Source organism: Mesorhizobium sp. Cs1299R1N1 (genome assembly GCF_037179655.1).
Taxonomy (GTDB): domain Bacteria; phylum Pseudomonadota; class Alphaproteobacteria; order Rhizobiales; family Rhizobiaceae; genus Mesorhizobium; species Mesorhizobium salmacidum.
Genome location: NZ_JAPYKR010000004.1, coordinates 205794 through 219022, shown reverse-complemented (window position 1 = coordinate 219022; position 13229 = coordinate 205794). Strand labels below are relative to the sequence as shown.

Here is a 13229-nt window from a genome sequence, read left to right as displayed (position 1 = left end):
TGATATTTCGTTTGACATTCGTTATGAGTTCGAAATAATTCCGCAACGGTTTCGCAAAAGACCCAAAATGGTGCAATGCGAAATCGTGGAGGAGCTAAGTGGACACATCTTCAGTCCGGGACATTTTCGTCATAGGCGGCGGCATCAACGGTTGCGGCATCGCCCGTGATGCCGTTGGGCGCGGGTTTTCGGTCTTTCTCGCCGAGATGAACGATCTCGGCAGCGGAACCTCGTCCGGCTCGACCAAGCTAATCCATGGCGGGCTGCGCTATCTCGAATTCTACGAATTCCGCCTGGTGCGCGAGGCACTCATGGAGCGCGAGGTTCTGTGGAAGAACGCGCCGCACATCATCTGGCCGATGCGCTTCGTGCTGCCCTATGCCAAGGGCCTGCGCCCCGCCTGGCTGATCCGGCTTGGCCTTTTCCTTTACGACCACATCGGCGGGCGCAAATTGCTGCCGGCGACCAGGACGCTCGACATGACGAGCGACCCGGCCGGAAAGCCTTTGAAACCCTTGTTCAAAAAGGCTTTCGAATATTCCGACGGCTGGGTCAACGATGCGCGGCTGGTGGCGCTGAATGCACGTGACGCCGCTGACCGGGGCGCAACGATCCGGACCCGCACGAAAGTGATTGGAGCCCGCCGCGAGGGCGGCATCTGGACGATAAAGATCGAGAACCTGCAGACCGGCGAGACCGAAGAGGTCAAGGCCCGGTTGCTGGTCAATGCGGCGGGTCCTTGGGTCGACCACGTGCTGTCGGGCGTCGTCGGGCAGAATGACGTTCACAATGTTCGCCTCGTGCAGGGCAGCCACATCGTCATCGCCAAGAAGTTCGACGATCCGCGCGCCTATTTCTTCCAGAACAAGGATGGCCGCATCATCTTCGCCATTCCCTACGAGGACGAGTTCACGCTGATCGGCACCACCGATCAGGATTATCCCGGCGATCCGCATGATGTGAAGATCAGCGACACAGAGACCGATTATCTCTGTGCCGCGGCCAGCGAGTATTTCGCGGTTCCGGTCAAGCGCTCGGACATCGTCTGGACCTATTCGGCCGTGCGTCCGCTCTATGATGACGGCGCCTCCAAGGCGCAGGAAGCGACACGCGACTATGTGCTGAAGGCCGATGGCGGCGAGGGGGCCGCGCCGCTGGTCAACGCGTTTGGCGGCAAGATCACCACCTATCGCCGGCTGTCGGAATCGATGCTGGAGAAGATCGAAGGGTTTCTCGGCAAGCGCGGCAAGCGGTGGACATCAGATGCGCCGCTGCCAGGCGGCGATTTTCCCGCCACCGGTTTCGATGCGCAGGTGACGAAGCTGAAATCGGCCTATCCGTTCCTCGACGCACGCCTGGCCCGCCGGCTGACCCGGCTTTACGGCACGCGAGCACAGGTTCTTCTGGGCCTGGCCAAATCGAATGCCGATCTGGGCCGCAATTTCGGTGCCGATCTCTACGAGGCCGAGATACGTTACCTCGTTGAAAACGAATGGGCTATCACGGCTGAAGATGTACTATGGCGCAGGACCAAGCGCGGCCTGCATCTCGGCCGCGAGCAGGTGGCATCGCTCGATGAATTTATGCGCGGCATAAGCCGACGGCATGTCGCGGCTGCTGAATGAAGAAGGTTTTGAGCTGATGCGGAAAGCCTGGGAGGAGGCGTCATGCTGGAACTGAGGAACGTCACCAAGACGGTGGGTGCGGTCGAGCACATCCGCGATGTGTCGCTGACGCTTCAGCACGGCTCGCTCAACGTTTTGCTCGGGCCCACGCTTTCCGGCAAGACCAGCTTGATGCGGCTGATGGCCGGCCTCGATGTGCCGACTTCCGGCTCGGTCTGGTTCGACGGCCAGAATGTTACCGGCACGCCGGTGCAGAAGCGCAAGATCGCCATGGTCTACCAGCAGTTCATCAACTATCCGGCGATGACCGTCTATGACAATATCGCCTCGCCGCTCAGGGTGGCCGGCGTCGAGCAGCGCAAGATCGACAGTCAGGTGCGCGAAGCGGCGGCTCTCCTCAAGCTGACCCCCTATCTCGACCGCACGCCGCTCAGCCTGTCGGGCGGCCAGCAGCAGCGCACGGCGCTGGCGCGTGCCATCGTCAAGAATGCCAGCCTGGTGCTGCTCGACGAACCGCTTGCCAATCTCGACTACAAGCTGCGCGAGGAATTGCGGGCGGAACTGCCAAGGATATTTGCCGCCGCCGGCACCATCTTCGTATATGCCACCACCGAGCCGCATGAGGCACTGCTGCTCGGCGGCAACACGGCAACGCTGTCGGAAGGCCGCATCACCCAGTTTGGGCCGACCATCGACGTGTTCCGCAAACCGGTCGATCTGGTGACGGCCAGGACCTTCGCCGATCCGCCGCTCAACACCATCGTGCTGGCCAAAAAGGGGGCGGATTTTCTGCTCGAGGGCGGCGTCAAGCTGCCGGTGCCGGCGGAACTCGTCGGCATCGCCGATACGAACTATACGATCGGCTTCCAGCCGCACCATCTTTCGCTCGATCGGCCCAATGTCTCCGCGGTGCCGGTGCGGGCAAAGGTCACCATTACCGAAATCACCGGGTCCGAGAGCTTCATCCATCTCGACTTTGCCGATGCCCGCTGGGTGATGTTGACCCACGGCATCAGGGATTTCGAGACCGACGCGGTGGTCGAGGTGTTCATCGACCCGCGTCACATCATGGTCTTCGACGAGCACGGCCAGGCCGTGACCGCGCCGAAGCTGGCGGCGTAGGAGGGGCGATATGGCACGCATCGACGTCAACCATGTCAGGCATTCCTATCTGCCGAACCCGCGCAAGGATGCCGATTTCGCGCTACGCGAAGTGCACCACATTTTCGAGGATGGTGGTGCCTATGCGCTGCTTGGGCCGTCCGGCTGCGGCAAGACCACGCTGCTCAACATCATATCGGGGCTGCTTCACCCCTCGCACGGCCAGTTGCTGTTCAATGGCAGGGACGTGACCACACTGTCGACGCAGGAGCGCAACATCGCGCAGGTGTTCCAGTTCCCGGTCATCTACGACACCATGACCGTCTACGACAACCTGGCCTTCCCGCTGCGCAATCGCGGCGTGCCGGAACCAGATGTCGACCGCAAGGTGCGCGAGACGCTCGACATGATCGACCTGGCCTCGTGGGCGAAAAAGAAGGCAAGGGGCCTGACCGCCGATCAGAAGCAGAAGATCTCGCTCGGCCGTGGACTGGTGCGCTCGGACGTCAACGCCATCCTGTTCGACGAACCGCTGACCGTCATCGACCCGCACATGAAATGGGTGCTGCGCTCGCAGTTGAAACAGCTCCACCGCCGCTTCGGTTACACGATGGTCTATGTCACGCACGACCAGACCGAGGCGCTGACCTTCGCCGACCAGGTGGTGGTCATGTATGACGGCGGCATCGTGCAGATCGGCACGCCGGCGGAACTGTTCGAGCGGCCGCGCCACACTTTTGTCGGCTATTTCATTGGCTCGCCAGGCATGAATGTCGTGCCGGTGGCAATCGATGGCAGGACGGCGACGCTTGGGTCGCAGCGGATCGAATTGCCGGGTGCGCCCAAGGCCGGCGGTGGCGCCATCGAGCTTGGTATCCGTCCCGAATATGTGCGGCTCGGCCGCGATGGAATGGCCGTTTCAATCACCAAGGTCGAGGATGTCGGCCGCCACAAGGTGGTGCGCGCCAAGCTGGAAGGCCGCGACATCGCGGCGGTCATCGGCGAGGACGAAACCGTACCCGCCGAACCAAAGGTGCGGTTCGACCCGGCCGGCATCAACATCTATGCTGATTCCTGGCGCGTCGAGATGGGGGCGTAGATGGAAAAGACCTGGAACAACAAGACCTGGTTCCTGGTGCTGCCGGTGCTGGTGCTGGTGGCCTTCACCGCGGTCATCCCGCTGATGACGGTCGTCAACTATTCGGTGCAGGACACGTTCGGCAACAATGTCTTCACCTGGGCAGGCACCGAATGGTTCGAGGAACTGCTTTCGTCCAGCCGCTTCTGGGAAGCAATGGTTCGCAACCTGATCTTTTCCTTCATCATCCTGGCCATCGAAGTGCCGCTCGGCATCTTCATCGCGCTCAACATGCCGAAAAAGGGCTGGGGCGTGCCGGTCTGCCTGGTGCTGATGTCGCTGCCGCTGCTGATACCGTGGAACGTGGTCGGCACCATCTGGCAGGTGTTCGGGCGCAGCGATATCGGCCTGATGGGCTATTACCTCAACGCGATCGGCATCGACTACAATTATGTGCAGGATCCATTCGACGCCTGGGTGACGATCATCATCATGGACGTCTGGCACTGGACGAGCCTTGTCGTGCTGCTCTGCTATGCCGGCCTGGTCTCGATCCCCGACGCTTTCTACCAGGCGGCCAAGATCGACGGCGCGTCGCGCTGGGCGGTCTTTCGTTACATTCAGTTGCCGAAGATGCAGCGCGTGCTTCTGATCGCCGTGCTGCTGCGGTTCATGGACAGCTTCATGATCTACACCGAACCCTTCGTCGTCACCGGCGGCGGTCCGGGCAACTCGACGACGTTCCTGTCGATCGACCTCGTCAAGACGGCACTCGGCCAGTTCGACCTTGGTCCGGCGGCGGCAATGTCGCTGGTCTACTTCCTCATCATCCTGTTGTTGTCATGGGTATTCTACACCGTGATGACCAACTACGACGCGGAGCGCTGATATGGCTGGCGCCAACGAACGCACCGAGCGCAATGCAATGAGCCGGACCGTCGCCGCGGAAGGGGGGCTCGCCAGTTCGCTGTCACAGGGCGAACTCGACAGGCGGATGCGCCGGCGCGGCGAGGAGTCGCGCTGGTGGTGGATCGTGCCAACGCTCTACATCATCGTTCTGCTGCTGCCGATCTACTGGCTCATCAACATGAGCTTCAAGACCAATGCCGAGATCGTCAACTCGCTGACGCTTTACCCGCATGCACCGACGATCGCCAACTACGTCACCATCTTCACGCAGAAGGCCTGGTATTCCGGCTACATCAACTCGATCACCTATGTCGTCATGAACATGGTGATTTCGGTGTCGGTGGCTCTGCCGGCGGCTTACGCTTTCTCGCGCTATCGCTTCCTTGGCGACAAGCATCTGTTCTTCTGGCTGCTGACCAACCGCATGGCGCCGCCGGCCGTGTTCGCGCTGCCGTTCTTCCAGCTCTATTCGGCCTTCGGCCTCATCGACACGCACATAGCGGTGGCGCTGGCGCACTGCCTGTTCAACGTGCCGCTGGCGGTGTGGATCCTGGAAGGTTTCATGTCGGGCGTGCCGAAGGAAATCGACGAGACAGCCTATATCGACGGTTATTCCTTTCCGCGGTTCTTCATCAAGATATTCATGCCGCTGATCGCCAGCGGCATCGGCGTCGCCTGCTTCTTCTGCTTCATGTTTTCATGGGTGGAACTGTTGATCGCGCGCACGCTGACCACGACCGATGCCAAGCCGATCGCCGCCACCATGACCCGCACGGTTTCCGCAGCCGGCATGGATTGGGGCCTGCTCGCCGCCGCCGGCGTTTTGACGCTGATCCCCGGCGCGCTCGTCATCTGGTTCGTGCGCAACTATATCGCCAAGGGCTTTGCCCTGGGGAGGGTGTGACAAATGAATCTCGACCTCTCCTGGATGGCGTGGACATGGCCGACGGCGGCCTTCTTCGCGACCATTCTTCTGCTGCTGTGCGGCATGGCAGTGTGGGAATACGCCTCGCCAGGCGGCAATCCACGCAACGGCATCCTGCGCTTCGAGACGACGCGCGGCGACCGTCTTTTCCTGTCGCTGCTCGGCAGCGCCTTTATCCATCTCGCTTGGCTGGGTCTTGTCGGACCCAATCTGTGGTGGGCTCTCGCTCTCTCCGTGGTCTACGCCGTCGGCGTGTTCCGCTACGTATAGAGGGGGAAACTGTTGGAGCGACCGCGTGCCGGCGGCCGCTCCAGATCGCACTTGAAACCTGAAACAGTGGAGGAAACACATGCGACGGCAATTTTTAACATCAACGACTGCCCTTGTCCTATTGCTCGGCGTGGGCAATGCCTACGCCGGGATGGACGAGGCAAAAGCCTTTCTGGACAAGGAGATAGGTCCGCTCTCGACGCTTTCGCGCGCCGACCAGGAAGCCGAAATGCAGTGGTTTATCGACGCAGCCAAGCCGTTCGCCGGCATGGACATCAAGGTCGTCTCCGAAACCATCGCGACCCACCAATACGAATCGCAGGTGCTGGCGCCGGCCTTTACCGCCATCACCGGCATCAAGATCACGCATGACGTCATCCAGGAAGGCGACGTCGTCGAGAAAATCCAGACTCAGATGCAGACCGGCCAGAACCTCTATGACGGCTGGGTCAACGACAGCGACCTGATCGGCACCCACTGGCGCTACCAGCAGGTGCGCAACCTGACCGATTGGATGGCGGGCGACGGCAAGGATGTCACCAACCCGAACCTCGACCTGAAGGACTTCATCGGCACCTCGTTCACGACAGCTCCGGACAAGAAGCTCTATCAGCTGCCCGACCAGCAGTTCGCCAACCTCTACTGGTTCCGTTACGACTGGTTCAACGACGAGAAGAACAAGGCCGACTTCAAGGCCAAATACGGCTACGACCTCGGCGTGCCGGTCAACTGGTCGGCCTATGAGGACATCGCCGCGTTCTTCACCGGTCGCGAGATCGACGGCAAGAAAGTCTATGGCCACATGGACTACGGCAAGAAGGATCCGTCGCTCGGCTGGCGGTTCACCGACGCCTGGCTGTCGATGGCCGGCAATGGCGACAAGGGCCTGCCGAACGGCCTGCCGGTCGACGAATGGGGCATCAAGGTCGACGAGAACTCTCGTCCGGTCGGCTCCTGCACGGCACGCGGCGGCGACACCAATGGGCCGGCCGCCGTTTATTCGATCCAGAAATATCTCGACTGGCTGAAGGCCTATGCACCGGCTGAAGCCCAGGGCATGACTTTCTCCGAGTCCGGACCGGTCCCGGCGCAGGGCGCAGTTGCCCAACAGATATTCTGGTACACCGCCTTCACCGCTTCGATGGTCGACGCCGGCGCCAAGGCAGTGTTGAACGACGACGGCACGCCGAAGTGGCGCATGGCGCCGTCGCCGCATGGCGTCTATTGGAAGGACGGCATGAAGCTCGGCTATCAGGACGTCGGTTCCTGGACGCTGATGAAGTCGACGCCGACAGACCGCGCCAAGGCCGCCTGGCTCTATGCGCAGTTCGTCACCTCGAAGACCGTGGACGTGAAGAAGAGCCATGTCGGCCTGACCTTCATTCGCGAGAGCACGATCCACGACAAGAGCTTCACCGAGCGCGCGCCGAAGCTCGGCGGCTTGATCGAGTTCTATCGCTCGCCGGCTCGCGTGCAGTGGTCGCCGACCGGCACCAACGTGCCTGACTATCCGAAGCTGGCACAGCTCTGGTGGCAGGCGATCGGCGATGCGTCGTCGGGTGCCAAGACCGCGCAGGAAGCGATGGACTCGCTCTGCGGTGAGCAGGAAAAGGTCATGACCCGCATCGAGAAGTCGGGCGTCCAGGGCGATATCGGCCCGAAGATGGCCGAAGAGCATGACCTCGCCTACTGGAATGCCGACGCGGTCAAGAAAGGCAATCTCGCGCCTCAGCTCAAGATCGAGAACGAGAAGGAAAAGCCGGTCACCATCAACTACGACGAACTGGTGAAGAGCTGGCAGAAATAGGACTGTTCCAGGCGGGCGTTCGCGCCCGTGTGAAAATTGGGGAGGCGGCACATTGCCGTCTCCCCTGTTCGTATCAAGGCGGAGGATGTGGGAATGAGCGGTTTTGTGCTGGCAATCGACCAGGGGACGACATCGACCCGGGCGATCCTGTTCGACGGTCAGATGAAGGTCGTGGGCAGCGGGCAGAAGGAATTCGCCCAGCACTATCCGGCCTCCGGCTGGGTCGAGCACGATCCCGAAGAGATCTGGGCGAGCGTCATAACCACCGTGAAGGCTGCACTGAAGGCCGCTGGCCGCGAGGCTTCCGATGTGGCGGCGATCGGCATCACCAATCAGCGCGAGACCGTCGTCATCTGGGACAAGGCGACGAGTAAGCCGATCCACAACGCCATCGTGTGGCAGGACCGGCGCACCGCGCCGCTGTGCCAGAAGCTGAAGAAGCAGGGGCTGGAGAAGAAATTTACACGCAAGACAGGGCTTCTGCTCGACCCCTATTTCTCGGGCACCAAGATCGCCTGGATGCTGGACAAGGTGAAGGGCGCGAGAAAACGCGCGGAGAAGGGCGAATTGCTGGCCGGTACCATCGACAGTTTTTTGATCTGGCGGCTGACCGGCGGCAAGGTGCACGCCACCGACGCCACCAACGCCTCGCGCACGCTGGTCTATAATATCGAGAAGAATGCCTGGGACGACGAACTGCTTTCCATCCTGCGCATCCCGGCCGCGATGCTGCCGGAGGTCAAGGATTGCGCCAATGATTATGGAATCACAGAGAAAAACCTGTTTGGCGCCGGGATAAGAATCCTCGGCGTTGCCGGTGACCAGCATGCAGCGACCATCGGCCAGGCCTGTTTCGAGCCGGGCATGATGAAATCCACCTACGGCACAGGCTGTTTTGCGCTGCTCAACACCGGCAGCGATCTGGTGCGCTCCAAGAACCGCCTCTTGACGACCATCGCCTACCGGTTGAACGGCAAGACCACTTATGCGCTGGAAGGCTCGATCTTCATCGCTGGAGCTGCCGTGCAGTGGCTGCGCGACGGCATCAAGGTGATCGGCAAGGCCGAGCAGAGCGGCAAGCTCGCGGCGGAGGCCGATCCGACGCAGAACGTCTATCTGGTACCGGCCTTTGTCGGGCTCGGCGCGCCGCATTGGGATGCCGGAGCGCGGGGCGCCATCTTCGGGCTAACCCGAAATTCCGGTCCGGCCGAGTTCGCCCGAGCGGCTTTGGAATCCGTTGCCTACCAGACCCGCGACCTGCTCGATGCCATGCACAAGGATTGGAAGGGCGCCAAGGCAAAGACCGTGCTCAGGGTCGATGGCGGCATGGTGGCTTCGGACTGGACCATGCAGCGCCTGGCCGACATTCTCGATGCACCGGTCGATCGGCCGACCATTCTCGAGACGACCGCGCTGGGGGCCGCCTGGCTCGCCGGCTCGAAGGCGGGCGTGTGGCCCGCAGCGAGGGAGTTTGCGAAAAGTTGGGCACTTGAGCGACGCTTTCAACCGGAGATGGACGCTTCCAGTCGTGCCGCGAAACTAGCAGGCTGGCGTGATGCCGTGCGCAGGACACTGAGCGCATAAGGGAAGGCCCGCGCCGTTTCTGCCGCAGGCCTTTCACTCACATTTGCAGGTCACTCATACTTACCCACGCATCAGTAAGGCGAACGGCACTCCCGACGAGGACCGTTGTTCGGCTGGAAGGTGTTGTCGGAGGCGCGGTAGCTCCGATAATGATCGTAGCACCACTGCACATGGGCATTGCCTTCATAGACGCGGTTGTTCTGGTTGACGATCGCGCCGGTGATCAAGGCGCCAGTCGCGAAGGCCGCGAGCGGGAACCAGTAGTCGCCGTGACGGCGATAGCCGCGGCGATATTCACGATAGCCGCGATGACCATTCCAATACATGTCACCGTTGCGGCTAAAGCTGCGATTGCGTGAGAAATTGCGGTCGAAGGAGCGGTTTCTCCTCCACTCCCGGTATTGCACTGTCTGCACATCCGGCGTTGCCGCCTGGGATAATGGCACGTAGGCCGGCTGGGCGTTGACCGGCACCACCTCCGCCGCGACAAATGTGGCCGACAGGGTGGCGGCAAGCAGGCCCGTTGCGATTCTGTTCATTGGTATTCTCCTCAAGCGTTTGTCGGTCGTCCCATTGGCAAAAAACGATAGCGCGTCGGATTTGTTCCCCATGCTGGCGCCCGCCGCCGGACTGAGATCGAAACTGCCCGGCTGCTCGCCAGAACCCGGGGAACAAGCAGGGGCCAACGATTTAAGGGCAAGGAGCGGGTTTGGACCCCATCTTTTCCGGTTGACCGGTCGCGGCACTCTCCCTATGTTCCGCGCAATTTCGAGGGCGGCCTTTTCGAGCCCGCGGGAGCGCGTAGCTCAGCCGGTAGAGCAACTGACTTTTAATCAGTAGGTCATGGGTTCGAATCCCATCGCGCTCACCACAATTTCACGTGAAAAAACATCAACAACTTGGCAATTCGGCCTCTGGAACAGAGCCGCAACCTGTGCGGATAAAGCGGGCCGTGCGGATAGATTTATCCACACGGCCGTTCTCCGACTGTTCTATGCCGCCATGCGCAGAATTCGCGACACGTCGCGGTTGGCGCGTCGCACCGGACAACCAGTGACAGGATCCAAAAAGAATTAGGCGCCGCTAATGTTCGTCCAGCAATCTACATGGGGTTATAGGTTTCCCGCCGCCGGCAGTACATCGGTGCTCGGCGACGGGCGGGCGGGGTACACCCAGAGTTCGGAGCAATGCCTATTTTGCAGGATCGTCGTTCCAGATATCGCGATAGAGCAGCCAGTTGCCGTCCTGCGCCTTCTTCCAGACCACTATAGACTTGCCGGCGCCGTCCACGGTCTTGGAGTCTTTGCCGGGCATCTTGTATGTAAAGGCGCCTTGCTCAAACGCGAAATCTCCGCTCTCTACCACCTCAACAGTTGTAAGTTTGAGGTCGGAAACGCCATAATCGATTATGCCCTGCCAAAATTTGCGAATGTTCTCCCGCCCGTCGGCTCGCATCCCATTCGGCGGCAATACTCTCGCATCCTCAGCGTAGTGCGATGCCACACCCGCGGCATCCTTGCTGTTAAGGGATTTCATGAACTCGGCATTGCTGGCTTCAATGGCGTCTTTGGCCGACTGGGCATTGGCTGGTCCTAGGCACAGCGCCCCGATAGCTACGATCAGAAGACAATGTTTGAACTTCATTTCTTCCTCCCTCTTTGCTGCGTGTGAACTTGGCACGCGAGAAGGGATTTATATTAGAAATCTCTAAACTAGGCGACCAAAATCGGCACTAAGGAGCGAGCGAACCCGCCGCGCCAGTACCTCCGTGGTCGCGACGGGCGCCGCCGGCTACAGGAGCCCGCAAAGGTGACGCGCCGCACGAGCGCATCAACCGCGTGCGCGACGAATATGTGCGCCGCGTCGTCGACCACGACGGCCACATGACGCGCATGGAAACGAACGTCAAGGAACTGCGCGAGGAAGGCCGCGAGGGCGCCCGCGAAATCAACCGACGGCTCGATCAGGTGCTGACCACATTGCAGCCGCGATCGACGCGCACGGAGCGGTAGCAGTCCGCAAGGATCGTGCGGAAAAAGCGGTGGCGATTTTGTAAGGCTTTGAAATCTTTTAATTTATCACGAACTTTTAATCAGTAGGTCATTGGTTCGAATCCCATCGCGCTCACCATTGTCGAATGACATGCCAGCACTTTTGGTTTGCCCGTGAATCCGTGCGGGGCGCAACAACCGCTCAGACGCCTGGTGACAGATGCACCTCCAAAACGGCGGCTTTCTTGGCAATCAATCCTTCCAGATCCGCGTCGGATCGCTTGGTGCCGGTACGTTCGCGCAGCAACGAGATCACCGCGCTCATCGAAAGCTGGACGGTGCGATCGCTCAGGATAGCGTCCACCGCGCCGGCGACATCGGGAGTCTCCGTCGGTGCTCGCATGATCGGTTCCTTTCTGTTCAAGTCGGCCTCGGCGCCGTCGGCCGGTCCCCGCACGCCCCGGTCGAAGATGACCGCCAGGCCGTTCTTCACGGCGAGGGCGGCGACCATGTCGTCGAGGTGGCGATCGGAGACCGCTGGCTCCAAAGGATCGGGTTTCAGGGTTCTGCGGATCACCCGGGCGGCCTGGTCCGTCGACACAAAGCCAAAGTGCCGTTTTCTGGCCTCGACATATTGTTCGACGATCATGCTCAGACGCCGGGCTGCGATATCCCTGGGTTCCTGCATCTGGACCTCCTTCGGCTGCCGTAAGCGCAAGGTCGGCATTACCGACAGGAAATAGGGCGGCTGGTCGAGTCACACAGGGGAGGGATCAATCATTCCATGCATCTTCCAAAGAATCAGGAACGATCCCGGCCCTGATGCATTTTGGCTCTATGACCAGCTCATTGAGGGACGCCGGGACATGAAGATTGCGCATGTCGCACCACTTTACGAATCGGTGCCACCAAGGCTCTACGGGGGTACCGAGCGTATCATCTCATACCTTACCGAAGCTCTCGTCGATCTCGGCCACGAGGTGACATTGTTCGCCAGCGGCGACACAAAGACCTCCGCCAAACTGGTGCCATGCCGCGAAAGGGCGCTTCGTCTCGATCCCCGCCCGCTGAAGTCCGAGATCGCCGCGCATCTGTCGATGCTCGACGAGGTGAGGAACCGGGCCGACGAGTTTGACGTCGTTCATTTCCATCTCAGCCATTTCCTGCATTTTCCGTTTTTCCGCGATATGCCGCAACGCACGGTGACGACCCCGCATGGCAGGCTGGATTACGCGGACCTCGCGCAAGCCTACGACCGGTTTCCTCGGTTTCCCATGATTTCCATATCCCGCAGCCAGCGGGCGCGGTTCGCATCCGCGAATTGGCTGGCTACAATCCATCACGGGCTGCCGCTCGACCTTTACGAGCCCGATTTCGAGGCAGGCTCCGATGGGACCTATCTTGCATTTCTCGGCAGAATGTCGCGTGACAAGCGGCCGGACCGGGCGATCGAGATCGCCCGCCGCACCGGCCTGAAACTGAAGCTCGCCGCCAAGGTCGGCGATGGCGACCGCGCTTATTTCGAGGAAGTCGTGCAGCCGCTGATCGATGGCGACCAGGTCGAGTATGTCGGCGAGATCGGCGAGGATCAGAAGAGCAGGTTTCTGGGCAATGCGGCCGCTTTGCTGTTTCCCATCGATTGGCCCGAACCCTTCGGGCTTGCGGTGATCGAGGCCATGGCCTGCGGAACCCCGGTCATGGCCTGGAGTTGCGGCGCCATGCCCGAGATCATCGATCATGGCGCCACCGGCTTTGTCGTCGAAAGCATCGAAGATGCCGTCGCCTCGATGCCGGCTCTCCTGCAACTCGACAGGCGACGAATAAGAACGGCCTTCGAAAAGCGGTTTTCCGCCGTCAGAATGGCCCGGGATTATGTCGCGGCCTATTCGCGGCTGAGCGACCGCCACGAGCAGAGCAGAGCCTCGTAACCTTCACCCGT

General features: G+C 60.9%; 13 protein-coding genes and 1 tRNA gene. 11 read left to right on the top strand and 3 right to left on the bottom strand.

Annotation, left to right across the window (positions count from 1 at the left end):
* The first annotated feature begins 98 nt into the window (after positions 1 to 98).
* The 8 genes from glpD (at position 99) to glpK (ending at position 9299) form a co-directional block, all read left to right on the top strand.
* Complete coding sequence (gene glpD / locus O7A70_RS10950) at positions 99 to 1625, top strand: glycerol-3-phosphate dehydrogenase (RefSeq protein ID WP_337140394.1); 1527 nt, start codon at positions 99 to 101, stop codon at positions 1623 to 1625.
* A gap of 42 nt (positions 1626 to 1667) precedes the next feature.
* Positions 1668 to 2747, top strand: coding sequence for an ABC transporter ATP-binding protein (locus O7A70_RS10945; RefSeq protein WP_027144966.1), 1080 nt, complete (start codon positions 1668 to 1670; stop codon positions 2745 to 2747).
* 10 nt (positions 2748 to 2757) lie between these two features.
* Positions 2758 to 3825: an ABC transporter ATP-binding protein gene (locus O7A70_RS10940; protein WP_337140393.1), complete on the top strand. Its 1068-nt coding sequence runs from the start codon at positions 2758 to 2760 to the stop codon at positions 3823 to 3825.
* Complete coding sequence (locus O7A70_RS10935) at positions 3826 to 4692, top strand: carbohydrate ABC transporter permease (RefSeq protein ID WP_337140392.1); 867 nt, start codon at positions 3826 to 3828, stop codon at positions 4690 to 4692.
* A 1-nt stretch (position 4693) separates the two neighbouring features.
* Positions 4694 to 5617: a carbohydrate ABC transporter permease gene (locus O7A70_RS10930; RefSeq protein ID WP_337140391.1), complete on the top strand. Its 924-nt coding sequence runs from the start codon at positions 4694 to 4696 to the stop codon at positions 5615 to 5617.
* A gap of 3 nt (positions 5618 to 5620) precedes the next feature.
* Positions 5621 to 5908: a DUF2160 domain-containing protein gene (locus O7A70_RS10925; RefSeq protein ID WP_337140390.1), complete on the top strand. Its 288-nt coding sequence runs from the start codon at positions 5621 to 5623 to the stop codon at positions 5906 to 5908.
* Positions 5909 to 5987: 79 nt separating this feature from the next.
* Positions 5988 to 7715: an ABC transporter substrate-binding protein gene (locus O7A70_RS10920; RefSeq protein ID WP_337140389.1), complete on the top strand. Its 1728-nt coding sequence runs from the start codon at positions 5988 to 5990 to the stop codon at positions 7713 to 7715.
* A 93-nt stretch (positions 7716 to 7808) separates the two neighbouring features.
* On the top strand, positions 7809 to 9299 hold the full coding sequence (glpK, locus tag O7A70_RS10915; RefSeq protein WP_337140388.1) for a glycerol kinase GlpK: 1491 nt from the start codon (positions 7809 to 7811) through the stop codon (positions 9297 to 9299).
* A gap of 71 nt (positions 9300 to 9370) precedes the next feature.
* Here the strand turns inward: glpK and O7A70_RS10910 are convergent, their stop codons facing one another.
* Positions 9371 to 9838: a BA14K family protein gene (locus O7A70_RS10910; protein WP_337140387.1), complete on the bottom strand. Its 468-nt coding sequence runs from the start codon at positions 9836 to 9838 to the stop codon at positions 9371 to 9373.
* A gap of 256 nt (positions 9839 to 10094) precedes the next feature.
* Here O7A70_RS10910 and O7A70_RS10905 point away from each other — a divergent pair.
* Positions 10095 to 10170: transfer RNA gene (locus O7A70_RS10905), tRNA-Lys, on the top strand.
* 320 nt (positions 10171 to 10490) lie between these two features.
* Here O7A70_RS10905 and O7A70_RS10900 read toward each other — a convergent pair.
* Positions 10491 to 10943 (bottom strand): YybH family protein, encoded by a 453-nt coding sequence (locus O7A70_RS10900; protein ID WP_337140386.1) that lies wholly within the window; start codon positions 10941 to 10943, stop codon positions 10491 to 10493.
* 194 nt (positions 10944 to 11137) lie between these two features.
* Here O7A70_RS10900 and O7A70_RS10895 point away from each other — a divergent pair, with 194 nt between their 5' ends.
* Entirely contained in the window at positions 11138 to 11311 is a 174-nt protein-coding gene (locus O7A70_RS10895; RefSeq protein ID WP_337140385.1) for a hypothetical protein, read from the top strand.
* A 181-nt stretch (positions 11312 to 11492) separates the two neighbouring features.
* Here the strand turns inward: O7A70_RS10895 and O7A70_RS10890 are convergent, their stop codons facing one another.
* Positions 11493 to 11939, bottom strand: a complete 447-nt coding sequence (locus O7A70_RS10890; RefSeq protein ID WP_337140384.1) for a hypothetical protein — start codon at positions 11937 to 11939, stop codon at positions 11493 to 11495.
* 217 nt (positions 11940 to 12156) lie between these two features.
* On the opposite strand from O7A70_RS10890, the gene O7A70_RS10885 reads away from it, so the two are divergent.
* Positions 12157 to 13218 (top strand): glycosyltransferase family 4 protein, encoded by a 1062-nt coding sequence (locus tag O7A70_RS10885; RefSeq protein WP_337140383.1) that lies wholly within the window; start codon positions 12157 to 12159, stop codon positions 13216 to 13218.
* The last annotated feature ends 11 nt before the right edge of the window (positions 13219 to 13229 follow it).

Excerpts from the sequence above, each read along its gene's own strand:
- O7A70_RS10935 (WP_337140392.1), top strand. The coding sequence starts at position 3,826 with ATGGAAAAGACCTGGAACAACAAGACCTGGTTCCTGGTGCTGCCGGTG.
- O7A70_RS10945 (WP_027144966.1), top strand. The coding sequence starts at position 1,668 with ATGCTGGAACTGAGGAACGTCACCAAGACGGTGGGTGCGGTCGAGCAC.
- O7A70_RS10930 (WP_337140391.1), top strand. The coding sequence starts at position 4,694 with ATGGCTGGCGCCAACGAACGCACCGAGCGCAATGCAATGAGCCGGACC.
- O7A70_RS10920 (WP_337140389.1), top strand. The coding sequence starts at position 5,988 with ATGCGACGGCAATTTTTAACATCAACGACTGCCCTTGTCCTATTGCTC.
- O7A70_RS10910 (WP_337140387.1), bottom strand. The coding sequence starts at position 9,838 with ATGAACAGAATCGCAACGGGCCTGCTTGCCGCCACCCTGTCGGCCACA.
- O7A70_RS10925 (WP_337140390.1), top strand. The coding sequence starts at position 5,621 with ATGAATCTCGACCTCTCCTGGATGGCGTGGACATGGCCGACGGCGGCC.
- O7A70_RS10890 (WP_337140384.1), bottom strand. The coding sequence starts at position 11,939 with ATGATCGTCGAACAATATGTCGAGGCCAGAAAACGGCACTTTGGCTTT.
- O7A70_RS10885 (WP_337140383.1), top strand. The coding sequence starts at position 12,157 with ATGAAGATTGCGCATGTCGCACCACTTTACGAATCGGTGCCACCAAGG.
- O7A70_RS10900 (WP_337140386.1), bottom strand. The coding sequence starts at position 10,943 with ATGAAGTTCAAACATTGTCTTCTGATCGTAGCTATCGGGGCGCTGTGC.
- glpK (WP_337140388.1), top strand. The coding sequence starts at position 7,809 with ATGAGCGGTTTTGTGCTGGCAATCGACCAGGGGACGACATCGACCCGG.
- O7A70_RS10940 (WP_337140393.1), top strand. The coding sequence starts at position 2,758 with ATGGCACGCATCGACGTCAACCATGTCAGGCATTCCTATCTGCCGAAC.